The 20,418-nt window shown below is 41.4% G+C and carries 34 protein-coding genes; all 34 read left to right on the forward strand.

The features are described 5' to 3' along the window. Positions 1-7: 7 nt before the first annotated feature. The 34 genes from whiA to I4V44_RS09950 all read left to right on the forward strand — a co-directional run bounded on the left by whiA (position 8) and on the right by I4V44_RS09950 (position 20,151). Complete coding sequence (whiA, locus tag I4V44_RS09785; RefSeq protein ID WP_025579631.1) at positions 8-967, forward strand: DNA-binding protein WhiA; 960 nt, start codon at positions 8-10, stop codon at positions 965-967. After that, complete coding sequence (locus I4V44_RS09790) at positions 964-1,218, forward strand: HPr family phosphocarrier protein (RefSeq protein ID WP_008707243.1); 255 nt, start codon at positions 964-966, stop codon at positions 1,216-1,218. The genes whiA and I4V44_RS09790 overlap by 4 nt, the downstream gene beginning before the upstream one ends. Positions 1,219-1,541: 323 nt before the next feature. Then, a complete protein-coding gene (locus tag I4V44_RS09795) occupies positions 1,542-2,687 on the forward strand; it encodes a hypothetical protein (RefSeq protein WP_055200164.1) in 1,146 nt (381 codons plus the stop codon). Positions 2,688-3,247: 560 nt separating this feature from the next. Further along, positions 3,248-3,565 (forward strand): 30S ribosomal protein S10, encoded by a 318-nt coding sequence (gene rpsJ, locus I4V44_RS09800; RefSeq protein ID WP_008707245.1) that lies wholly within the window; start codon positions 3,248-3,250, stop codon positions 3,563-3,565. A gap of 96 nt (positions 3,566-3,661) precedes the next feature. Further along, a complete protein-coding gene (gene rplC, locus I4V44_RS09805; protein WP_008707247.1) occupies positions 3,662-4,294 on the forward strand; it encodes a 50S ribosomal protein L3 in 633 nt (210 codons plus the stop codon). Positions 4,295-4,315: 21 nt separating this feature from the next. Next, the gene (gene rplD / locus I4V44_RS09810; protein ID WP_008707249.1) at positions 4,316-4,936 is read left to right on the forward strand and encodes a 50S ribosomal protein L4; all 621 of its coding nucleotides are present in this window, start codon (positions 4,316-4,318) and stop codon (positions 4,934-4,936) included. Further along, positions 4,936-5,235 carry a 50S ribosomal protein L23 gene (gene rplW / locus I4V44_RS09815; protein WP_008707251.1) on the forward strand — a complete coding sequence of 100 codons (300 nt, stop codon included), beginning with the start codon at positions 4,936-4,938 and terminating at the stop codon, positions 5,233-5,235. Before rplD ends, rplW begins: the two co-directional genes overlap by 1 nt. 81 nt (positions 5,236-5,316) lie before the next feature. Then, on the forward strand, positions 5,317-6,162 hold the full coding sequence (gene rplB, locus I4V44_RS09820) for a 50S ribosomal protein L2 (RefSeq protein WP_008707253.1): 846 nt from the start codon (positions 5,317-5,319) through the stop codon (positions 6,160-6,162). 15 nt (positions 6,163-6,177) lie between these two features. Then, a complete protein-coding gene (rpsS, locus tag I4V44_RS09825; RefSeq protein ID WP_008707255.1) occupies positions 6,178-6,459 on the forward strand; it encodes a 30S ribosomal protein S19 in 282 nt (93 codons plus the stop codon). Between the two features lie 88 nt (positions 6,460-6,547). Then, positions 6,548-6,937 (forward strand): 50S ribosomal protein L22, encoded by a 390-nt coding sequence (rplV, locus tag I4V44_RS09830; protein ID WP_008707257.1) that lies wholly within the window; start codon positions 6,548-6,550, stop codon positions 6,935-6,937. A gap of 11 nt (positions 6,938-6,948) precedes the next feature. Then, positions 6,949-7,605, forward strand: a complete 657-nt coding sequence (gene rpsC, locus I4V44_RS09835) for a 30S ribosomal protein S3 (RefSeq protein WP_008707259.1) — start codon at positions 6,949-6,951, stop codon at positions 7,603-7,605. Next, positions 7,605-8,042, forward strand: coding sequence for a 50S ribosomal protein L16 (rplP, locus tag I4V44_RS09840; protein ID WP_008707261.1), 438 nt, complete (start codon positions 7,605-7,607; stop codon positions 8,040-8,042). Before rpsC ends, rplP begins: the two co-directional genes overlap by 1 nt. Then, positions 8,032-8,241 (forward strand): 50S ribosomal protein L29, encoded by a 210-nt coding sequence (gene rpmC, locus I4V44_RS09845; RefSeq protein ID WP_020994114.1) that lies wholly within the window; start codon positions 8,032-8,034, stop codon positions 8,239-8,241. The genes rplP and rpmC overlap by 11 nt, the downstream gene beginning before the upstream one ends. 15 nt (positions 8,242-8,256) lie before the next feature. After that, positions 8,257-8,511 (forward strand): 30S ribosomal protein S17, encoded by a 255-nt coding sequence (gene rpsQ, locus I4V44_RS09850; protein WP_008707264.1) that lies wholly within the window; start codon positions 8,257-8,259, stop codon positions 8,509-8,511. A 13-nt stretch (positions 8,512-8,524) separates the two neighbouring features. Beyond that, positions 8,525-8,893 (forward strand): 50S ribosomal protein L14, encoded by a 369-nt coding sequence (rplN, locus tag I4V44_RS09855; protein ID WP_008707265.1) that lies wholly within the window; start codon positions 8,525-8,527, stop codon positions 8,891-8,893. A gap of 11 nt (positions 8,894-8,904) precedes the next feature. Continuing rightward, the gene (gene rplX, locus I4V44_RS09860) at positions 8,905-9,216 is read left to right on the forward strand and encodes a 50S ribosomal protein L24 (RefSeq protein ID WP_008707266.1); all 312 of its coding nucleotides are present in this window, start codon (positions 8,905-8,907) and stop codon (positions 9,214-9,216) included. Between the two features lie 21 nt (positions 9,217-9,237). Next, a complete protein-coding gene (gene rplE, locus I4V44_RS09865) occupies positions 9,238-9,777 on the forward strand; it encodes a 50S ribosomal protein L5 (protein WP_008707267.1) in 540 nt (179 codons plus the stop codon). A gap of 15 nt (positions 9,778-9,792) precedes the next feature. Then, positions 9,793-9,978, forward strand: a complete 186-nt coding sequence (locus I4V44_RS09870) for a type Z 30S ribosomal protein S14 (protein ID WP_008707268.1) — start codon at positions 9,793-9,795, stop codon at positions 9,976-9,978. A 143-nt stretch (positions 9,979-10,121) separates the two neighbouring features. Beyond that, a complete protein-coding gene (gene rpsH, locus I4V44_RS09875; RefSeq protein ID WP_008707269.1) occupies positions 10,122-10,523 on the forward strand; it encodes a 30S ribosomal protein S8 in 402 nt (133 codons plus the stop codon). A gap of 88 nt (positions 10,524-10,611) precedes the next feature. Beyond that, positions 10,612-11,151: a 50S ribosomal protein L6 gene (gene rplF / locus I4V44_RS09880; RefSeq protein WP_025579624.1), complete on the forward strand. Its 540-nt coding sequence runs from the start codon at positions 10,612-10,614 to the stop codon at positions 11,149-11,151. Positions 11,152-11,168: 17 nt separating this feature from the next. After that, positions 11,169-11,537: a 50S ribosomal protein L18 gene (rplR, locus tag I4V44_RS09885; RefSeq protein ID WP_008707271.1), complete on the forward strand. Its 369-nt coding sequence runs from the start codon at positions 11,169-11,171 to the stop codon at positions 11,535-11,537. A gap of 18 nt (positions 11,538-11,555) precedes the next feature. Further along, entirely contained in the window at positions 11,556-12,065 is a 510-nt protein-coding gene (gene rpsE, locus I4V44_RS09890) for a 30S ribosomal protein S5 (RefSeq protein WP_008707272.1), read from the forward strand. 15 nt (positions 12,066-12,080) lie between these two features. Continuing rightward, complete coding sequence (rpmD, locus tag I4V44_RS09895) at positions 12,081-12,263, forward strand: 50S ribosomal protein L30 (protein ID WP_008707273.1); 183 nt, start codon at positions 12,081-12,083, stop codon at positions 12,261-12,263. Positions 12,264-12,406: 143 nt separating this feature from the next. Further along, entirely contained in the window at positions 12,407-12,847 is a 441-nt protein-coding gene (gene rplO, locus I4V44_RS09900) for a 50S ribosomal protein L15 (protein ID WP_008707274.1), read from the forward strand. Next, complete coding sequence (gene secY, locus I4V44_RS09905) at positions 12,847-14,163, forward strand: preprotein translocase subunit SecY (protein ID WP_118331054.1); 1,317 nt, start codon at positions 12,847-12,849, stop codon at positions 14,161-14,163. The genes rplO and secY overlap by 1 nt, the downstream gene beginning before the upstream one ends. A 69-nt stretch (positions 14,164-14,232) precedes the next feature. Beyond that, a complete protein-coding gene (locus tag I4V44_RS09910) occupies positions 14,233-14,877 on the forward strand; it encodes an adenylate kinase (RefSeq protein ID WP_008707277.1) in 645 nt (214 codons plus the stop codon). Positions 14,878-14,909: 32 nt separating this feature from the next. Next, entirely contained in the window at positions 14,910-15,665 is a 756-nt protein-coding gene (map, locus tag I4V44_RS09915; RefSeq protein ID WP_008707279.1) for a type I methionyl aminopeptidase, read from the forward strand. Positions 15,666-15,690: 25 nt separating this feature from the next. After that, positions 15,691-15,909, forward strand: coding sequence for a translation initiation factor IF-1 (infA, locus tag I4V44_RS09920; RefSeq protein ID WP_005428560.1), 219 nt, complete (start codon positions 15,691-15,693; stop codon positions 15,907-15,909). Between the two features lie 474 nt (positions 15,910-16,383). Beyond that, the gene (gene rpmJ, locus I4V44_RS09925; RefSeq protein ID WP_003497809.1) at positions 16,384-16,497 is read left to right on the forward strand and encodes a 50S ribosomal protein L36; all 114 of its coding nucleotides are present in this window, start codon (positions 16,384-16,386) and stop codon (positions 16,495-16,497) included. Positions 16,498-16,818: 321 nt separating this feature from the next. After that, positions 16,819-17,187, forward strand: coding sequence for a 30S ribosomal protein S13 (gene rpsM, locus I4V44_RS09930; RefSeq protein WP_008707282.1), 369 nt, complete (start codon positions 16,819-16,821; stop codon positions 17,185-17,187). Positions 17,188-17,349: 162 nt separating this feature from the next. Further along, entirely contained in the window at positions 17,350-17,745 is a 396-nt protein-coding gene (rpsK, locus tag I4V44_RS09935; RefSeq protein ID WP_008707283.1) for a 30S ribosomal protein S11, read from the forward strand. Positions 17,746-17,776: 31 nt separating this feature from the next. Further along, positions 17,777-18,370: a 30S ribosomal protein S4 gene (rpsD, locus tag I4V44_RS09940; RefSeq protein ID WP_008707284.1), complete on the forward strand. Its 594-nt coding sequence runs from the start codon at positions 17,777-17,779 to the stop codon at positions 18,368-18,370. Between the two features lie 146 nt (positions 18,371-18,516). Then, on the forward strand, positions 18,517-19,476 hold the full coding sequence (locus I4V44_RS09945; protein ID WP_008707285.1) for a DNA-directed RNA polymerase subunit alpha: 960 nt from the start codon (positions 18,517-18,519) through the stop codon (positions 19,474-19,476). A gap of 138 nt (positions 19,477-19,614) precedes the next feature. Then, positions 19,615-20,151 carry a bL17 family ribosomal protein gene (locus I4V44_RS09950; protein WP_008707287.1) on the forward strand — a complete coding sequence of 179 codons (537 nt, stop codon included), beginning with the start codon at positions 19,615-19,617 and terminating at the stop codon, positions 20,149-20,151. Positions 20,152-20,418: the final 267 nt, after the last annotated feature.

Here is a 20,418-nt window from a genome sequence, read left to right on the forward strand (position 1 = left end):
AGGAGAGATGTCTTTTTCAGGGATGGTGAAGGAAGAACTTTCCAGACAGATTGGATTGGCCAGACATTGCAAAATGGCAGAACTGGCTGCGATTTTATGTTCCTGTGGGAAAATGGAATGTTTTTCAGGGGACAGTAAACTGAAAATCCAGACGGAAAATGAAGCAGTTGCAAGAAAGTGCTTTACATTATTGCAAAAAACATTTAATATAGAAACAAAGATATTTGTACGTGAGAACAGTCACTTGAAACGGGTGAAGGTATATACAATAGAAATAACTGATCCCGAAGAAATCCAGGTAATTTTTCAGGCACTGCGGCTTGTCACGAACAGTATCGACCAGGGTACGCTTGTATTGTCGGATATGCTGGTGGTACAGCAGAATTGCTGCAAACGGGCGTTTATCAGGGGAGCTTTTTTAGCATCCGGTTCAATCAGTGATCCTGAGAAGGGGTATCATTTTGAGATTGTATGTTCTGATGCAAAAAGAGCAGAGCAGCTACAGACGATCATCCGCAGTTTTTCGGTAGATGCCAAAATCGTACAGCGTAAGAAATCACATGTGGTCTATGTGAAAGAAGGTGCGCAGATTGTTGACATGCTTGCTGTTATGGAAGCTAATGTGGCATTGATGGACCTGGAGAACATCCGCATACTGAAGGAAATGAGAAATTCAGTAAACAGAAAAGTAAACTGTGAAACTGCGAATATTAATAAAACCGTAAATGCAGCCGTCAAGCAGATGGAGGATATTAAGCTGGTCCGGCAGAAAATAGGATTTGAGCAGCTTAATGAAGGACTTGCACAGGTTGCTGAACTTCGGATGCAGTATCCGGAAGCTACACTAAAAGAATTAGGAATGATGTTAAGCCCGCAGGTGGGCAAATCGGGAGTCAATCACAGACTGAGAAAGCTGAGTGCAATGGCTGACGAACTGCGGGAGAAACAAGGAGGAGAATTATTATGATCAAAAAACCAATCACCATCAATTTATCCACAGGTCTGGAAGCGCGTCCGGTGGCACAGCTGGTACAGGTGGCTAGTCAGTTCAACAGTGAGATTTATGTAGAGATTGGAAAGAAGCGCGTGAATGCAAAGAGCATTATGGGTATGATGACGCTTGGGCTTGATGCAGGGGAAGAAATTACTTTATCTGCAAATGGTGAGGATGAGGAAGCTGCTATGGCAGGTATTGAGCAGTACTTAAGTAATCAGTGATCAAATAGTATTCAGGATAGAACACATCCGGAAGGGAAGACCGCTTTTCGGATGTGTTTTGTCGTGTATACGACAGCAATGTTACTGTTCACTTCGTTCACAGTAACGTAGCCAAAATTCATTCCAGATTGCCTACGGCAATGGAATTTTGGCTTGTATGTCTCGGGATTTTGGCATATTCATGCCAAAACACCTCGCGGGATAGTGGTGTGTGAACAGTAACACAGCAATCAATTGCATTGCCATAACAATAACATTAGATTGACCATAAAGATAAAACAGGGTATAATGAGCGAAAAGAGTAGAAATGAGGAGCGTAACAAATGTCAAAATTTCTGAAATTTATTGTACATTTTATAGTGATATGCACCATTGTCTGTGTTGTCGGGCTGGCAGTTCCGCCGTTTTTGGGAATTACGACAGAGATTATGGATGATTCCGGCAAAGAAACGAATCTGCCCATGGGATCGGTTACTTATGCAATTCCGGTAAAAATCAAAGAGGCAGCGGTTGGTGATTCTATTCTGTATCAGACTGATTCTAAAGCATACCGTTATATGATTACGGAAATGGATAAAAAGAATCATATTTTTAAGGTGATAGATTCCAGTGACAAAGATGCAGAACCTGTTGCCGTTGAGGTGAAGGATTACATACCGAAGGTTGTGATCACAGTAGGATATGCAGGATATCTCCTTCTTGCAACAGAAAGCATAGAAGGACTTATTATTCTCGGACTTGCCGTCCTTTTCCTGGTAATTCTGTATATAGTTGCGGAACTTCTGAAAAAAGAACCGCAGGATGATTATGATGAAACAGATACAGAACCCGGATATGTTAAGAGCAAGAAGGAACTTAAGAGAGAAGAGAAGGCAAGAGAGAAGCGTTATAAAGAAGAGGAACGCCAGATTAAGAAAGAGGAAAGGGTACGCAGGAAAGGAAAGGCTCCGGAACGAAAGAAAATTAAAACAGGCGGTTTTGTGGATGAAATCTATGAAGATGAGTTGGAACCTGTGAAGCCTGCGCAGCCGGAAACAATTCAGACTGCGACAAGCGAAGCCCATGAACTTCTCAGAAAAGAGATTGCAGCAGCTACGGCGGATGTACCGGTAAAGCAGGAAGAATCTGTACAGACGAAACCGGATGCAGGTGATATACATATGGAGCCTGTTTCCGGAAAGACAGAAGTGATCGTGCCTCAGGTAAAAGAGCAGCTGAAACAGATGATGAATGCTTCGGACAGAAAGCCGGTAGAAGCAGAGGAAACAGAAGGAAACGCACAGGAAGAAATCAGGCGAATGGTAATTCCGACATGGTCGGCAGCACAGATTGCCGAGACAGCCAGAAGTCAGGGTGATGCGCCGGATATTGTGAGAGACGATGTTACAAAGGTTACATTATTTGATTATTCCGATATCATTGCGGATGAGAAGCCGGTCTATCCGCAGAAACAGACTGCTGAAGAATAAAATAAGAGATTGAAAAAATATGACGATGAAAAGAACGTGTTTCTTCCTATATATAATATAGAAGGAACACGTTCTTTTTACTGCAGACAATCCGATCTCCATCATATCGTGAAGTCCTGCGTCAGCAGACCTGCAGATATCGGCCTTGCCGTTCACTATTCAGTAATGTTTCTATATAATAAAGCCATTAGTGTGTCGACAAGTTGATTCTTTTTTGTTTCGACATACAAGCCCAAATTCAATAAAAAATTGTACGGAATCAAGTACAAAAAAATATCAAAAAAAGTGAAAAAAACACTTGCATTTTTCTGAGAGGTCGTGTATACTCTCAATTGTTGTGACATTGATAGCAATGAAGCGCGAGGTTGCTGCCACAGAGATGGCAGGTTTTCCGTGGAGCGAATGTCAAGTTTGAAAACTGACGACAAGTCACTGTACAAGTTCAGAAGACCATCCAGGGATGGCGTGTGTGGTAAAAAATCGAAAGACACACACGGAGATGTGTACAGTCGCCGCTTGTCGTACTGCTTGAAAAGTACGAATAGGAGGAGACTTTTTTTATGGCAAATCAGGTAATGAGAATCACATTAAAGGCTTATGATCATCAGTTAGTAGATGCATCAGCAGCAAAAATCATCGAGACTGTTAAAAAGAACGGAGCAATGGTAAGCGGACCGGTTCCACTTCCAACTAAGAAAGAGGTTGTTACAATCTTAAGAGCCGTTCATAAATACAAAGATTCCAGAGAACAGTTCGAACAGAGAACTCATAAGAGACTGATCGATATCCTTACACCAACACAGAAGACAGTAGATGCTCTGTCAAGACTGGAAATGCCAGCAGGTGTTAACATCGATATCAAGATGAAGACTAAATAATTAGTCATCAACCCCAATTTGATAATGCTATAAGCATTAAGCTATTTACTATATGATTGCCGGTAATCGGTAATCCGCTATAAGGAGGAAGAAAGAATGAAGAAAGCTATTTTAGCTACTAAAGTCGGAATGACTCAGATCTTCAATGAAGACGGCCAGTTGATTCCGGTAACAGTTTTACAGGCTGGTCCTTGTGTCGTAACTCAGGTTAAGACAGAAGAGAACGATGGATACGAAGCAGTTCAGGTTGGATTCGGAGACATCAGAGAAAGCCTTGTTAACAAACCGGAAAAAGGACACTTTGACAAAGCTGGCGTTGCAGTAAAGAGATTCGTTAAAGAGTTCAGATTTGATAACGCTGCTGAATATACAGTAGGACAGGAAATTAAAGCTGATATCTTTGCAGACGGCGATCACATTGATGCAACAGCTGTTTCCAAAGGTAAAGGTTTCCAGGGTGCGATCAAGAGACATGGTCAGTCAAGAGGACCTATGGCTCACGGTTCCAAATATCACCGTCATGCAGGTTCCAATGGTGCTTGTTCTGATCCGAGCAAGGTATTCAAAGGAAAACACATGCCAGGTCATATGGGAAATGTTCAGGTTACTGTACAGAACCTTGAGATTGTACGCGTAGATACAGAAAATAACTTACTGTTAGTTAAAGGTGCTGTTCCAGGACCTAAGAAATCTTTGGTTACTATCAAAGAGACAGTAAAGTCCTTATAATAAGAAAGGAGGAGCACACAAATGGCAAACGTAACTGTTTATAATATGGAAGGCAACGAAGTTGGAACAATGGAACTGAATGATGCAGTATTCGGCGTAGAAGTCAATGAGCATCTTGTTCACCTTGCTGTTGTTCGTCAGCTTGCAAATAATCGCCAGGGTACTCAGAAAGCTAAAACACGTTCTGAAGTAAGCGGCGGCGGAAGAAAACCGTGGAGACAGAAAGGAACAGGTCATGCTAGACAGGGTTCCATTCGTGCACCACAGTGGACTGGCGGCGGTGTTGTATTCGCTCCGGTACCAAGAGATTATGAAGTAAAAATGAACAAGAAAGAAAGAAGAGCTGCTTTAAAATCTGCTCTGACTTCCAAAGTTCAGGACAATAAATTAGTAGTTGTTGATGCTCTTACATTAGCAGATGTTAAGACAAAGGAAATGCAGAAAGTTCTTACAAACCTGAAAGCTGAGAAAGCTCTGGTTATCACAGCAACAGATGACAAGAACGTAATCCTTTCCGCAAGAAACATCACTGATGTTCAGACTGCAACTCCAAGTACTATCAACGTATACGATGTTATGAACCACAACACCGTAATCGTAACCAAAGATGCTGTAGCATCCATCGAGGAGGTATATGCATAATGGCTGATATCAAGTACTATGACGTAATCAAGAAACCAGTGATTACAGAAAAATCTATGAATGCAATGGCTGAAAAGAAATACACTTTCTTAGTTCATCCGGAAGCAAACAAATCTCAGATCAAAGAAGCTGTAGAGAAAATGTTCGAAGGAACAAAAGTAAAGAGCGTTAACACCATGAATATGGATGGAAAGAAAAAACGCCGTGGTATGACAGTTGGAACAACTGCTAAAACCAAAAAAGCTATCGTAGCTCTGACAGAAGACAGCAAAGATATCGAAATCTTCGAAGGACTTTAATTAACGGATAGCGAGTGATAACACAGGTTATTGCGAATATGTGCACGAAAGCACGAGAACAAATTCGAAAGGAGAACAAAAATGGGAATCAAAAGTTATAACCCATATACACCGTCTAGAAGACATATGACTGGTTCCGATTTCTCAGAGATCACAAAATCTACACCAGAGAAATCTCTTACCGTGTCTTTAAAGAAAAACGCTGGACGTAACAACCAGGGTAAGATTACAGTTAGACACCGCGGAGGCGGAAGCAGAAGAAAATACAGAATCATCGACTTCAAGAGAAGAAAAGATGGAATCCCTGCAACAGTAGTTTCCATCGAGTATGATCCAAACAGAACAGCAAACATCGCTTTAATCTCTTATGTAGATGGCGAGAAAGCATATATCCTTGCACCGGAAGGCTTAAAAGTAGGTCAGAAAGTTATGAACGGAGCTGATGCAGAAGTTCGTGTTGGTAACTGCTTACCATTAGAGCTTATCCCGGTTGGTACTATGGTACACAACATTGAGCTTCATCCTGGAAAGGGCGGACAGATGGTTCGTTCTGCTGGAAACGGCGCTCAGTTAATGGCTAAAGAAGGCAAATACGCAACACTGCGTCTGCCATCTGGTGAAATGAGAATGGTTCCGATCGTATGCCGCGCATCTGTAGGCGTTGTCGGAAACGGAGATCACAACCTGATTAACATCGGTAAAGCCGGACGTAAACGTAACATGGGTATCAGACCTACTGTTCGTGGTTCCGTAATGAACCCGAATGACCATCCACATGGTGGTGGTGAAGGAAAGACCGGTATCGGTCGTCCAGGTCCATGTACTCCATGGGGAAAACCTGCTCTTGGTCTGAAGACAAGAAAGAAAAACAAACCGTCCAACAAGCTCATCGTAAGAAGACGCGATGGAAAAGCATTATCGAAATAATAAGGAGGATTAAGCATGTCTCGTTCACTGAAAAAAGGACCTTTTGCAGATGCCAGCTTACTTAAAAAAGTAGACGCATTAAACGCTGCAAATGATAAATCCGTTATCAAAACCTGGTCACGCCGTTCTACAATCTTCCCGTCCTTCGTAGGACACACAATCGCTGTCCATGACGGAAGAAAACACGTGCCGGTATATGTAACAGAAGATATGGTTGGCCACAAACTCGGTGAGTTCGTTGCAACCAGAACTTACAGAGGACACGGAAAAGACGAAAAGAAATCCGGTGTTCGCTAGTATTTGACTTTATATTCTGTCTGCTGCCCACAAGACAGCGGACAGGTTAACCTGATATTGAGAGAAAGAGGAAAGGAGGCACTTTAAAATGGCAAAGGGACATAGAAGCCAGATAAAAAGAGCCAGAAATGAGAGTAATAGAGAGACAAGACCGTCTGCAAAATTATCTTATGCAAGAATTTCTGTTCAGAAAGCCTGCTACGTGTTAGATGTAATCCGCGGTAAAGATGTGCAGACAGCACTTGGTATCTTAACATACAACCCAAGATACGCTTCCAGCGTTATCAAGAAACTTCTTGAGTCAGCAATTGCAAATGCTGAAAACAACAACGGAATGAATGCAGACAACCTCTACGTTGCAGCCTGCTATGCAGATAAAGGACCTACAATGAAGAGAATTCAGCCAAGAGCACAGGGTAGAGCTTACAGAATCGAGAAGAGAACAAGCCATATCACCATCGTGCTGGATGAAAGATAAGGAGGAAAAGCATGGGACAGAAAGTTAACCCACATGGCCTTAGAGTCGGTGTTATCAAGGATTGGGATTCAAGATGGTATGCTGATGCAGACTTCGCTGATTATCTGGTAGAAGACTACAACATCAGAACATTCCTTAAAAAGAAATTATACAGCGCAGGTGTTTCCAAGATCGAGATCGAGAGAGCATCTGACAGAGTTAAGATCATCATCTACACAGCTAAACCTGGTATCGTAATCGGTAAAGGCGGAGCTGAGATCGAAAAAGTTAAAGCTGAATTAAAGAAATTCACAGACAAGAAACTTATCGTAGATATCAAAGAAGTAAAGAGACCAGACAAGGATGCTCAGTTAGTAGCAGAGAATATCGCACTTCAGCTTGAGAACCGTATCTCTTTCAGACGTGCTATGAAATCTACAATGCAGAGAACAATGAAGGCCGGAGCTAAAGGTATCAAAACATCCGTATCCGGACGTCTTGGCGGTGCTGATATGGCTCGTACAGAGTTCTACAGCGAAGGAACTATTCCGCTTCAGACACTTCGTGCAGATATTGACTATGGATTCGCAGAAGCAGACACAACATACGGCAAAGTTGGCGTAAAAGCTTGGGTCTACAATGGCGAAGTACTTCCAACAAAAGGAACTAAGGAAGGGAGCGATAAATAATGTTAATGCCAAAAAGAGTAAAACGTCGTAAACAATTCCGTGGCTCCATGAGAGGAAAAGCCCTTAGAGGTAATAAGATCAATTATGGTGAATTCGGACTTGTTGCAACCGAACCGTGTTGGATCCGTTCCAACCAGATCGAAGCAGCCCGTGTTGCTATGACTCGTTATATCAAACGTGGTGGTCAGGTTTGGATCAAGATTTTCCCAGATAAACCAGTAACAGCGAAACCAGCAGAAACACGAATGGGTTCCGGAAAAGGTGCTCTCGAATACTGGGTAGCAGTTGTTAAGCCAGGACGTGTAATGTTCGAAATCGCAGGCGTTTCCGAGGAAATCGCTCGTGAAGCATTACGTCTTGCGATGCACAAGTTACCATGTAAATGTAAAATCGTTTCTCGTGCAGACTTAGAAGGCGGTGATAACAGTGAAAATTAATAAATTCGTGGAAGATTTAAAGGCAAAATCAGCTGCAGAATTAAATGAAGAATTAGTAGCTGCTAAAAAAGAACTTTTCAATCTGAGATTTCAGAATGCAACTAATCAATTAGAGAATACAAGCCGCATTAAAGAGGTTCGCAAGAACATTGCAAGAATCCAGACAGTAATTACTGAGCAGGCTAACGCTTCCAAATAATAGGAGGAAACTATCGTGGAAAGAAATCTGAGAAAAACCCGCGTGGGTAAGGTTGTCAGCAATAAGATGGACAAGACCATTGTAGTTGCTATTGAAGACCATGTAAAACATCCTCTTTACAAAAAGATCGTGAAGAGAACATATAAATTAAAAGCTCATGACGAAAACAATGAGTGCAATATCGGTGATACCGTAAAAGTTATGGAAACCAGACCGTTATCCAAGGATAAAAGATGGAGACTGGTTGAAATCGTAGAGAAAGTTAAATAAGGAGGAAACCAGTATGATCCAGCAGGAAACTAGACTGAAAGTTGCCGACAACACTGGTGCAAAAGAAATCCTTTGTATTCGTGTTATGGGCGGCTCTACAAGAAGATATGCAAGCATTGGCGATACAATCGTTGCTACTGTTAAAGATGCAACACCAGGCGGCGTTGTTAAAAAAGGTGACGTTGTAAAAGCTGTTGTAGTTAGAACTAAAAAAGGCGCTCGTCGTAAAGACGGATCTTACATCCGTTTCGATGAAAATGCTGCCGTAATCATTAAAGACGACTTAACTCCGAGAGGAACACGTATCTTTGGACCAGTTGCCAGAGAGCTTCGTGAAAAGAAATTCATGAAGATCGTTTCCTTAGCTCCGGAAGTATTATAGGAGGGTGCCTAATGTCAGCTATGAAAATTAAAAAAGGTGATACTGTAAAAGTTATCGCTGGTAAAGATAATGGCAAAGAGGGTAAAGTCCTTGCAGTTAACGCAAAAGACAATACCGTTGTTGTTGAGAATATCAACAAAGTTACAAAACACAGCAAACCATCTGCTGCAAATCAGCAGGGCGGAATCATTACAAAAGAAGCTCCACTGCACATCTCCAACGTTATGCTGGTTGTTGATGGACAGGCTACAAGAGTAGGATTCCAGATGGACGGCGACAAAAAAGTCCGCGTTGCTAAAAAGACCGGTAAGGTTATCGATTAATTAAGAGAGGAGGCATGACAAGTGAGTAGATTAAAAGAAATGTACAAAAATGAGATCATGGATGCCATGACCAAAAAATTTGGATACAAAAATGTTATGGAAGTGCCAAAACTCGACAAGATCGTAATCAATATGGGTGTTGGTGAAGCCAAAGAAAACGCTAAGCTTCTTGATGCTGCAATCGCAGATATGGAACTTATCACAGGACAGAAAGCAATCGCTACTAAAGCTAAAAAATCTGTCGCTAACTTTAAAATCAGAGAGGGTATGCCGATCGGTTGTAAAGTTACATTAAGAGGAGAAAAAATGTACGAGTTCGCTGATCGTCTGATCAACCTTGCACTTCCTCGTGTACGTGACTTCCGTGGTGTTAACCCGAACGCATTCGATGGTCGTGGAAACTACGCTCTGGGTATCAAAGAGCAGCTGATCTTCCCGGAAGTTGAATATGACAAAGTTGACAAAGTAAGAGGTATGGACATCATCTTCGTTACTACAGCTAAGACTGATGAAGAAGCTCGTGAATTACTGACATTATTCAATATGCCGTTTGCAAAATAATAGGAGGAACGATTCATGGCTAAAACAGCAATGAAAATCAAACAGCAGCGTAAACAGAAATTCTCCACAAGAGAATATACACGTTGCAATATTTGTGGACGTCCACATTCTGTTTTAAGAAAGTACGGAATCTGCAGAATCTGCTTCCGTGAATTAGCTTACAAGGGACAGATCCCGGGTGTTAAGAAGGCTTCCTGGTAGGAACCGGATTTAAATAAAATAAACGATCGGCTGATTTATCAGTCCGATCATATGTCCAAACGAGATTTATGATAAAACAGGTAACAATGTAAACAATTAATATATATGCACATGTAAAGTCTGAATAACAGGAGGAAACTAACATGACAATGAGCGATCCAATCGCAGATATGCTTACAAGAATCCGTAACGCAAACACTGCAAAACATGACACAGTAGATGTTCCGGCATCCAAAATGAAAACTGCAATTGCTAACATCCTTGTTGATGAAGGATATATTGCAAAATATGATTTAGTTGAAGACGGAGTTGTTAAAACTCTTCATATCACACTGAAATACGGTGAAGACAAAAACGAAAAAATCATCACTGGTTTAAAGAGAATTTCCAAACCTGGTCTTCGTATCTACGCAGGTAAGGATCAGCTTCCAAAAGTTCTTGGTGGACTTGGAATCGCAATTCTTTCTACAAACAAAGGTGTTATTACTGATAAAGAAGCTCGTAAACTTCAGGTTGGCGGCGAAGTATTAGCATTCGTTTGGTAATTTGAACCAAGATTTTTTATAGAGAACAAACTGAAAACAGAGAGGATGAAACATCCTCTCCGATAATCTAAGTAAGGAGGACAAACATATGTCACGAATTGGTAGACTTCCGGTTGCTATTCCTGCAGGCGTAGAAGTAACTGTCGCTGAAGGCAACGTAGTAACTGTAAAAGGACCAAAAGGAACTCTCGAAAGAGCACTTCCTACAGAAATGGAAATCAAAGTTGAAGATGGTCATGTAGTAGTATCCAGACCAAACGACTTAAAGAAAATGAAATCTCTTCACGGTTTAACAAGAAGCTTGATCCACAACATGGTTGTTGGTGTAAGCGAAGGCTATACAAAAGAGCTTGAAGTTAACGGTGTAGGTTATAAAGCAGCAAAACAGGGCAAAAAGCTTGTGCTTAGCCTTGGATATTCTCATCCGGTAGAAATGGAAGATCCAGACGGAATCGAAACCAAAGTAGATGGTAACAAGATTATCGTATCCGGTATCAGCAAAGAAAAAGTCGGCCAGTTTGCAGCTGAGATCAGAGACAAGAGAAGACCTGAGCCATACAAAGGTAAAGGTATTAAGTATGTTGATGAAGTTATCAGACGTAAAGTTGGTAAGACTGGTAAGAAATAATTCAGGAGGGTGAGAAAATGGTAAATAAGGCATCTAGAGCGAAAATTCGTGAGAATAAGCATAGAAGATTACGTCATCATTTAAACGGAACTGCAACAACACCACGTTTAGCAGTATTTCGTTCCAACAAGCATATTTATGCTCAGATCATTGATGACACTGTAGGAAAAACTTTAGTATCTGCTTCTACTCTTCAGAAAGAAGTAAGAGCTGAGTTAGAGAACACTGATGATGTAGCAGCTGCTGCACATTTAGGAACCGTTATTGGTAAGAAAGCTGTTGAAGCTGGCATCGAAAGCGTTGTTTTCGACAGAGGAGGCTATATCTACCACGGTAAAGTTAAAGCACTGGCAGACGCAGCAAGAGAAGCTGGGCTGAAATTCTAATAAGGAGGAGCGAAACACATGAAACGTAATCTTATTGATGCTAGTCAGTTAGAATTAGAAGATAAAGTAGTATCAATCAAGCGTGTTACCAAGGTTGTTAAAGGTGGTCGTAACTTCCGTTTCACAGCTTTAGTTGTTGTAGGTGACGGCAACGGACACGTTGGTGCAGGTTTAGGTAAAGCAGCCGAAATTCCTGAAGCGATCCGCAAAGGAAAAGAGGATGCTATTAAGAAATTAGTAACAGTAGCAAGAGACGAAAACAACTCTATTACACATGACTTCGTTGGAAAATACGGAAGCGCTGAAATGCTTCTGAAGAGAGCTCCGGAAGGTACTGGAGTTATCGCCGGCGGTCCTGCCCGTGCGGTAATCGAGTTAGCTGGTATCAAAAACATCCGTACAAAATGTATGGGATCCAGAAACAAACAGAACGTTGTTCTTGCAACAATCGAAGGCTTAAGACAGTTAAAAACTCCGGAAGAAGTTGCTAGACTTCGCGGAAAATCTGTTGATGAGATTCTGGCTTAAGGAGGAAATACAAAAATGGCAAACACATTAAAAGTTACATTAGTAAAATCTCCTATTGGTGCAGTTCCGAAACACAAAAAAACTGTTGCAGCTATGGGTCTTACAAAAATGCACAAAACAGTTGAAATGCCGGATAACGCAGCAACAAGAGGAATGATTCAGCAGGTACAGCACCTGGTAAAGGTTGAAGAAGCTTAATTGCGATTTAACCAGAGAGAATTCTGATATGGATCTGATATGAACCTGTTATTCGCAGAGAATGGCAGGAGCATACAGAAACATATTCAGACACAATACAATCTGAACTTATAGATTTGAAATAATAATAAGGAGGTGCCAACATGGAATTATCAAACTTAAGACCAGCAGAAGGTTCTAAGCACAGCGATAACTTCAGAAGAGGCCGTGGACATGGTTCTGGAAACGGTAAAACAGCCGGTAAAGGACACAAAGGACAGTTAGCTCGTTCCGGTCACAAGAAACCGGGATTTGAAGGTGGTCAGATGCCTTTATACAGACGTCTGCCTAAGAGAGGATTCAAAAACAGAAATACAAAAGAGATTATTGCAATCAACGTTGACGTACTGAACCGTTTTGAAGATGGTGCAGAAGTTACAGCAGAAAGCTTACTTGCAAGCGGTGCAATCTCCAAGATCGCTGATGGCGTTAAAATTCTTGGAAACGGTGAGCTGACAAAGAAACTTAATGTCAAAGTAAATGCTGTCAGCGAGACTGCAAAATCAAAAATTGAAGCTGCTGGTGGTACAGTAGAGGTGATCTAATGTTTGAAACTCTTAAAAATGTTTTTAGAGTGAAAGAAATGAGACGCAAGCTGTTGTATCTGATATGGATGATTTTTGTCATCCGTATCGGCTGCCAGATTCCGGTACCGGGAGTTGACAGTGATTTCTTCAAACAGTGGTTCAGCAGCAATGCCGGTGATGCATTCAATTTCTTTGATGCATTTACCGGTGGTTCATTTGAAAGAATGTCAATTTTCGCATTAAACATCACACCATATATTACATCTTCCATTATCATTCAGCTTCTTACCATTGCAATTCCGGCACTGGAAGAAATGCAGAGAGATGGTGAAGAGGGAAGAAAGAAGATGACTGCGATCACACGTTATGTGACCGTAGGTCTTGCTTTATTTGAGTCAATCGCAATGGCAATCGGATTCGGACGTCAGGGTATGATTCCGAATCTGGACTTCTTTAAAGGTGTTGTAGTTGTTGCCTGCCTTACTGCCGGTTCAGCTATGCTGATGTGGCTCGGTGAGCGTATTACGGAAAAAGGCGTTGGAAATGGTATTTCCATCGTACTTACCATTAATATCATTTCCAGAGTACCAAGCGACCTGACATTACTGTATGAGAACTTTATTAAAGGAAAAACGATTGCAAAGGGTACTCTTGCAGGACTGATCATTGCAGCCGTTATTCTTCTGGTAGTAGTTCTGGTACTTATCCTTAACGGAGCAGAGAGAAGAATTCCGGTTCAGTATTCCAAGAAAATGGTTGGAAGAAAGCTGATGGGCGGTCAGTCCACCAATATTCCGCTGAAGGTTAACACCGCCGGTGTTATCCCGGTAATCTTTGCATCCTCCATTATGTCTTTCCCGGCTGTCATTGCGCAGTTAACAGGAAAAGGTAATGGTACAGGAATCGGAAGTGAGATTATTCGTGGTCTTTCTTCCAATAACTGGTGTAATCCAAAACAGCTCCAGTATACATGGGGATTGGTTCTTTACATCGTACTTTGTGTTTTCTTTGCATATTTCTACACTTCCATTACATTCAATCCTCTGGAAGTTGCAGATAATATCAAAAAGCAGGGTGGATTTATTCCGGGTATTCGTCCTGGAAAACCTACGTCAGACTATTTGACTAATATCTTAAATTATATTATATTTATAGGTGCAGTAGGTCTTATCATTGTGTGCGTGATTCCGTTCATCTTTAATGGTGTATTCGGAGCGAATGTTTCATTCGGTGGTACATCTATCATCATTATTGTTGGTGTTATCCTCGAAACTGTGAAACAGATTGAGTCACAGCTTCTCGTACGTAATTACAAAGGCTTTCTGAACAATTAAAAATGAGAGGTTGTGGTGCATGGCATCACAGCCTTGATTTGCTAAAAAAGAAAACGGAGGGTATAACTTATGAAAATCATTATGTTGGGTGCACCGGGGGCAGGAAAAGGAACTCAGGCGAAGAAAATTGCTGCGAAATATCAGATTCCGCATATTTCTACCGGAGATATTTTCCGCGCAAACATTAAAAATGGAACAGAACTGGGTAAAAAAGCAAAAACTTATATGGATCAGGGACTTCTCGTACCTGATGAACTGACCTGTGATCTGGTTGTGGACAGAATACAACAGCCGGATGCAGCAAATGGTTATGTGCTGGATGGTTTTCCAAGAACAATTCCTCAGGCAGAGTGCTTAACAGAGGCTCTGAACAAACTGGGAAGTAAAGTTGATTATGCAATCGATGTGGATGTTCCGGATTCCAATATTGTAAACCGTATGTCCGGAAGACGTGCCTGCCTGAAATGTGGTGCTACTTATCATGTTGTACATGCAGCACCGAAGGTTGAGGGCGTTTGTGATACCTGTGGAGAGAAACTGGTGCTTCGTGATGATGACCAGCCTGAAACAGTTCAGAAACGTCTTAACGTATATCATGAGCAGACACAGCCGCTGATCGATTATTATACTAAAGAGGGAATTTTAAAATCAGTGGATGGTACAAAAGATCTTGAAGAAGTATTTGCAGATATTGTTGCCATCCTGGGAGAGTAATTGGGTGTTTTTAAACACCATCTGGAGGTAAAATGTCGGTTTCTATCAAGACAGAACATGAAATTGAACTTATGAGGGAGGCAGGTCATCTGCTTGAAAAAGTGCATGATGGTCTGATCCCTTACATTAAACCGGGAGTGAGCACAAAGGAGATTGACCGTATCGGAGAACAGATGATACGTGATCTGGGATGCATCCCGAATTTCCTGAACTACGGAGGGTTTCCGGCGTCATTCTGTATCAGTCTGAATGATGAGGTAGTTCATGGGATCCCGTCTGAAGAGAAGATCATTCAGGAGGGAGATCTTGTAAAGATTGATGCCGGTCTTATTTATAAAGGGTATCATTCTGATGCAGCGAGGACTTATGCTGTCGGTGAAGTTTCACCGCAGGCACGTAAGCTGATGGATGTGACCAGAGAGTGTTTCTTTGAGGGACTCAAGGCCGCACGTGCGGGAAATCATCTGAATGATATTTCCAAGGCAATCGGTGCTCATGCTGCCAAATATCATTATGGGATTGTCCGCGACCTGGTTGGACATGGAATCGGCACTCACCTTCATGAGGATCCGCAGATCCCGAATTTTCCGCAGAAGCGAAGAGGAGTTCGTCTGATGCCGGGTATGACACTTGCTGTAGAGCCTATGATCAATCTGGGACGTGCAGATGTGGCATGGCTGGATGATGAGTGGACTGTTGTAACTATGGATGGTTCTCTTTCTGCTCATTATGAGAATACGATTCTTATTACAGACGGAGATCCGGAGATTCTGACTCTTACGAAATAATTGGACGACATACAGGAGGTTTAAAATGTCAAAAGCAGATGTAATCGAAGTGGAAGGCACTGTTCTGGAAAAGCTGCCTAATGCGATGTTTAAAGTGGAACTGGAGAACAAACATGTGGTGCTTGCACATATCAGTGGTAAGTTACGTATGAATTTTATTCGTATTCTTCCCGGAGATAAAGTTACGATTGAACTGTCTCCGTATGATCTGTCTAAGGGCAGGATTATCTGGAGAGATAAGTAAGAAATATTGGCTGCAGTTGGTGCAGTGATGAGAAAGAGAGCTGGAGGGATCTGGTTCTCTTTTTTTGTGCTGTAAAGGGGGACGCGTAGAAAAATAATTCATTTCATGTGCGGTTTCGGCATCTAAGATATTCTAAGCTTTCATAAATCTGCTAAAAGCATGAGGAAATCAGGTCAAACTCGCTTCGCTCAGACAGTGACCTGATTTTCTCATAACGCAGATTTCTGAGAGCTAAGAATATCTAAGATGCCTGCAAATGCACATGAAATGAATTATTTTTCTACGCTGTATGTTGGCAGTGGGAAGTATAAATGGATGATTGGGGGAGAAAATGAAAAAATGTGATTTTATTCAAAAAAATGCTTGCATTTTATATTTTGCTGTGATAATATATAAGCCGAACGCGTGAGTATATTGTATTTGTGCGCTCAAAAAACTGCAGATTTTAATGAATTTACGGAAGGAGGATTTCCAGTGAAAGTAAGATCATCTGTAAAGCCGATCTGCGAAAAATGCAAGATCATTAAAAGAAAAGGATCTATCAGAGTAATCTGTGAGAATCCAAAACACAAACAGCGTCAGGGTTGATTGACGGTTTAAAGTTTGTGTAACGTGCGGCTGCAGTGTGAGACGCCCGGAAGGGTTGTTCAGGCTGTTAAGATAGTTTTAGCATGTATTGCCTAATACCGAGAGGCAACGTTGGCCCGTTGGCCGCAGTAATTCGGAAAGGCTGCTTTTCGCCAATTGCAGCTGGGTGTTTTACCGAGGCACCCCAATTAGGAACTGAGAAATAAGGAAGTGATGTGTCCGATACATCCCATTTCACCTTACTTGAGTGAGAGAATTCGCGAGGGTAAGTGATGTACAGGCATTAAGGACTTTCAAAGTAGAAGATGGAGGAAACAGTACATGGCTCGTATAGCTGGTGTAGACTTACCAAGAGAAAAACGTATTGAAATCGGTCTTACCTACATTTATGGTATTGGTAGACCAAGCGCAGACAAAATCCTTGCAAAGGCAGAAGTTAATCCTGACACACGTGTCAGAGATCTGACTGATGACGAAGTAAAGAGACTCAGCGCAGTTATTGATGAAACAATGACAGTAGAAGGTGACCTTCGTAGAGAAATCGCCCTCAACATTAAGAGACTGCAGGAAATCGGATGCTACAGAGGTATCCGTCATCGTAAAGGACTTCCGGTTCGTGGTCAGAAGACTAAGACCAACGCTAGAACACGTAAAGGTCCTAAGAGAACAGTAGCTAATAAGAAGAAATAAATAAAGCTTTAAACATCTGATAAGCGTAAGCTGATCTTATGAGGAAGCTTGCATGGACACTTGATGAATGACGAGCGAAGCGAGGAAATGAATTTAGTGGACATGGTGTTTCTTGTAACATATATTTGATTGATAAATAAGAAAGTGTAGGTTAGTTTTAAAATGGCTAAAGTGACTAAAAAAGCGACTGCAAAACGTCGTGTCAAGAAAAACGTTGAACACGGACAGGCACATATTCAGTCTTCTTTCAACAATACAATTGTTACTCTGACTGACAATGAAGGAAACGCTCTTTCATGGGCAAGTGCTGGTGGTCTTGGATTTAGAGGTTCAAGAAAATCTACTCCTTATGCAGCACAGATGGCAGCTGAGACTGCAACAAAAGCTGCACTTATTCATGGTTTGAAAACTGTAGATGTTATGGTAAAAGGACCAGGTTCTGGACGTGAAGCTGCAATCCGTGCCCTTCAGGCTTGCGGACTGGAAGTAACAAGCATCCGCGACGTAACTCCGGTACCACACAACGGTTGCCGCCCACCAAAACGCAGAAGAGTCTAATTGATTTAGAATATTAGGAGGTATTTGAGAAATGGCAGTAAATAGAGTGCCTGTTCTGAAAAGATGCAGATCCCTTGGCCTGGATCCGATTTATTTAGGAATTGATAAAAAATCCACAAGACAGTTAAAACGTGCAAATCGTAAAATGTCTGAGTATGGTTTACAGTTAAGAGAAAAACAGAAAGCAAAATTCATCTACGGAGTTCTGGAAAAACCTTTCCACAACTACTACGACAAAGCTGACAGAATGCCTGGACAGACTGGTGCAAACCTTATGATCCTTCTTGAGAGCAGACTTGACAATGTAGTATTCCGTATGGGATTTGCAAGAACAAGAAAAGAAGCTCGTCAGATTGTTGACCACAAGCATGTACTTGTAAACGGAAAATGTGTAAACATTCCTTCCTACCTTGTAAAAGCCGGTGATCAGATCGAGATCAGAGAAAAATCCAAAGGTTCTGAAAGATACAAAGGTATCCTTGAAGTAACTGGCGGACGTCTTGTTCCGGAATGGATCGATGTAGATCAGGAGAACTTAAAAGGAACTGTAAAAGAACTTCCTAACAGAGAAGCAATTGATGTTCCTGTAAACGAGATGCTTATCGTCGAGTTGTACTCCAAATAATCCATAGGATTATATCATAGAAAATTACTTGGTAATATTTCTATTATTTATACGATTCAGTGGTTGATTATTATCTTCCGCTGAATTGTAGTATTTGAATGAATACCCCTCAAACTTTTATTAACCCAGAAGGAGGGAACCCTATAGTGTTTGATTTTAATAAACCTAAGATCGAGATTACCGAATTATCTGAAGATAAAAAATTTGGCAGATTCGTAGTTGAGCCTCTGGAAAGAGGATATGGAACTACACTTGGAAATTCTTTAAGAAGAATTATGCTGTCTTCCCTGCCGGGTGCAGCTGTAAGCCAGGTTAAAATTGATGGTGTGCTTCACGAATTCAGCTCCATTCCGGGCGTAAAAGAAGACGTGAGCGATATTATCATGAATCTGAAGAGCCTTGCTATTAAGAACCACAGCACAGACAATGAGCCGAAAACCGCATACATCGAATGTGAAGGAAAAGGTGTTGTAACTGCAGCTGATATCCAGGCTGATCAGGATATCGAGATCATGAATCCGGATCAGGTGATTGCTACTTTAAACGGTGGCAAGGACTGCAGACTTGCTATGGAGCTTACTATTACAAAAGGCCGCGGATATATCAGTGCTGATAAAGGTAAATCTGATGATATGCCGATCGGTGTACTTGCAGTTGATGCTATCTATACACCGGTAGACAGAGTCAACATGACTGTAGAGAATACACGTGTTGGTCAGGTAACCGATTATGATAAGCTGACACTGGATGTGTATACAAACGGTACACTTGATCCGGATGAGGCGGTAAGCCTTGCAGCAAAAGTATTAAGCGAGCACTTGAGCCTTTTCATTGACCTTTCCGAGAATGCAAAGACCGCTGAGGTTATGATCGAGAAAGAAGACAATGAGAAAGAAAAAGTCCTGGAAATGAGCATTGATGAACTTGAGTTATCTGTTCGTTCCTATAACTGCTTGAAGAGAGCCGGCATTAATACAGTTGAAGAATTATGTAACAAGACTTCTGATGATATGATGAAGGTTCGTAACCTTGGACGTAAATCATTAGAAGAAGTTCTTGCGAAACTGAAAGAGCTGGGCTTACAGCTTCAGCCTGCAGAAGAGTAAGAATTGATCAGGTTATTGGTTCTCTAAGGGAACAATAACCAGTTAGCAAAGAGATATTATACGGTGGGGATGCCTAAGCAGTCGGACAGTAAGACCGAACAAGCGTGCCCGGCTGTCCCACAGATGGAGGAAAATTAAATGGCAAAATATAGAAAATTAAGCAGAACTTCTGACCAGAGAAAAGCATTACTGAGAAGCCAGGTAACAAGCCTTTTATATCATGGAAAAATTGTTACTACAGAAGCTAAAGCAAAAGAAATCCGTAAAATCGCAGAAGGCCTTGTAGCTATGGCTGTTCGTGAAAAAGATAACTTCGAAACTGTTACTGTAACTGCTAAAGTTGCTCGTAAAGATGCTGAAGGCAAGAGAGTAAAAGAAGTTGTTGACGGAAAGAAGAAAACTGTATACGATGAAGTACAGAAAGAGATCAAGAAAGATGCTCCTTCCAGACTTCACGCTCGTCGTCAGATGATGAAAGTTTTCTACCCGGTTAAAGAAGTACCTGCAAAGGGTGCCGGAAGAAAGAAAAACACTAAAGACGTAGATATGGTTGCTAAGATGTTCGATGAGATCGCTCCAAAATACGCTGACCGTAACGGTGGTTACACAAGAATCGTTAAGATCGGACCGCGTAAAGGCGATGCTGCAATGGAAGTACTGATCGAATTAGTATAATCCAGCCAGATTTTCGATTTTATATTTGTCCAGACGATGATAAGACTGCATATGTATGGTGTTCATGCCGTATATATGCAGTTTTTTTGTTATGCTATAGGAAATCACTTCCTGTAACATAACCGTTTATTACCCTTGATTATTTGAGCCAGATAGCGTAAAATCGTAGAGTATATAAAAACCATATTGATGAAGAAGTGTTAAATAAGACATTGGAATGTTACAAAATACGAGAGCAAAAGATAAGCGAGGAATACAAATGACTGG

The sequence above is a fragment of the Blautia sp. 1001283B150304_161114_C9 genome (genome assembly GCF_015668165.1).
Lineage (GTDB): Bacteria > Bacillota > Clostridia > Lachnospirales > Lachnospiraceae > Blautia_A > Blautia_A wexlerae.

What these genes read in the sequence shown, in the direction of transcription:
- whiA (WP_025579631.1), top strand. Translation starts at nt 8, where the DNA reads ATGTCTTTTTCAGGGATGGTGAAGGAAGAACTTTCCAGACAGATTGGA.
- I4V44_RS09790 (WP_008707243.1), top strand. Translation starts at nt 964, where the DNA reads ATGATCAAAAAACCAATCACCATCAATTTATCCACAGGTCTGGAAGCG.
- I4V44_RS09795 (WP_055200164.1), top strand. Translation starts at nt 1,542, where the DNA reads ATGTCAAAATTTCTGAAATTTATTGTACATTTTATAGTGATATGCACC.
- rpsJ (WP_008707245.1), top strand. Translation starts at nt 3,248, where the DNA reads ATGGCAAATCAGGTAATGAGAATCACATTAAAGGCTTATGATCATCAG.
- rplC (WP_008707247.1), top strand. Translation starts at nt 3,662, where the DNA reads ATGAAGAAAGCTATTTTAGCTACTAAAGTCGGAATGACTCAGATCTTC.
- rplD (WP_008707249.1), top strand. Translation starts at nt 4,316, where the DNA reads ATGGCAAACGTAACTGTTTATAATATGGAAGGCAACGAAGTTGGAACA.
- rplW (WP_008707251.1), top strand. Translation starts at nt 4,936, where the DNA reads ATGGCTGATATCAAGTACTATGACGTAATCAAGAAACCAGTGATTACA.
- rplB (WP_008707253.1), top strand. Translation starts at nt 5,317, where the DNA reads ATGGGAATCAAAAGTTATAACCCATATACACCGTCTAGAAGACATATG.
- rpsS (WP_008707255.1), top strand. Translation starts at nt 6,178, where the DNA reads ATGTCTCGTTCACTGAAAAAAGGACCTTTTGCAGATGCCAGCTTACTT.
- rplV (WP_008707257.1), top strand. Translation starts at nt 6,548, where the DNA reads ATGGCAAAGGGACATAGAAGCCAGATAAAAAGAGCCAGAAATGAGAGT.
- rpsC (WP_008707259.1), top strand. Translation starts at nt 6,949, where the DNA reads ATGGGACAGAAAGTTAACCCACATGGCCTTAGAGTCGGTGTTATCAAG.
- rplP (WP_008707261.1), top strand. Translation starts at nt 7,605, where the DNA reads ATGTTAATGCCAAAAAGAGTAAAACGTCGTAAACAATTCCGTGGCTCC.
- rplN (WP_008707265.1), top strand. Translation starts at nt 8,525, where the DNA reads ATGATCCAGCAGGAAACTAGACTGAAAGTTGCCGACAACACTGGTGCA.
- rplX (WP_008707266.1), top strand. Translation starts at nt 8,905, where the DNA reads ATGTCAGCTATGAAAATTAAAAAAGGTGATACTGTAAAAGTTATCGCT.
- I4V44_RS09870 (WP_008707268.1), top strand. Translation starts at nt 9,793, where the DNA reads ATGGCTAAAACAGCAATGAAAATCAAACAGCAGCGTAAACAGAAATTC.
- rpsH (WP_008707269.1), top strand. Translation starts at nt 10,122, where the DNA reads ATGACAATGAGCGATCCAATCGCAGATATGCTTACAAGAATCCGTAAC.
- rplF (WP_025579624.1), top strand. Translation starts at nt 10,612, where the DNA reads ATGTCACGAATTGGTAGACTTCCGGTTGCTATTCCTGCAGGCGTAGAA.
- rplR (WP_008707271.1), top strand. Translation starts at nt 11,169, where the DNA reads ATGGTAAATAAGGCATCTAGAGCGAAAATTCGTGAGAATAAGCATAGA.
- rpsE (WP_008707272.1), top strand. Translation starts at nt 11,556, where the DNA reads ATGAAACGTAATCTTATTGATGCTAGTCAGTTAGAATTAGAAGATAAA.
- rpmD (WP_008707273.1), top strand. Translation starts at nt 12,081, where the DNA reads ATGGCAAACACATTAAAAGTTACATTAGTAAAATCTCCTATTGGTGCA.
- rplO (WP_008707274.1), top strand. Translation starts at nt 12,407, where the DNA reads ATGGAATTATCAAACTTAAGACCAGCAGAAGGTTCTAAGCACAGCGAT.
- secY (WP_118331054.1), top strand. Translation starts at nt 12,847, where the DNA reads ATGTTTGAAACTCTTAAAAATGTTTTTAGAGTGAAAGAAATGAGACGC.
- I4V44_RS09910 (WP_008707277.1), top strand. Translation starts at nt 14,233, where the DNA reads ATGAAAATCATTATGTTGGGTGCACCGGGGGCAGGAAAAGGAACTCAG.
- map (WP_008707279.1), top strand. Translation starts at nt 14,910, where the DNA reads ATGTCGGTTTCTATCAAGACAGAACATGAAATTGAACTTATGAGGGAG.
- infA (WP_005428560.1), top strand. Translation starts at nt 15,691, where the DNA reads ATGTCAAAAGCAGATGTAATCGAAGTGGAAGGCACTGTTCTGGAAAAG.
- rpsM (WP_008707282.1), top strand. Translation starts at nt 16,819, where the DNA reads ATGGCTCGTATAGCTGGTGTAGACTTACCAAGAGAAAAACGTATTGAA.
- rpsK (WP_008707283.1), top strand. Translation starts at nt 17,350, where the DNA reads ATGGCTAAAGTGACTAAAAAAGCGACTGCAAAACGTCGTGTCAAGAAA.
- rpsD (WP_008707284.1), top strand. Translation starts at nt 17,777, where the DNA reads ATGGCAGTAAATAGAGTGCCTGTTCTGAAAAGATGCAGATCCCTTGGC.
- I4V44_RS09950 (WP_008707287.1), top strand. Translation starts at nt 19,615, where the DNA reads ATGGCAAAATATAGAAAATTAAGCAGAACTTCTGACCAGAGAAAAGCA.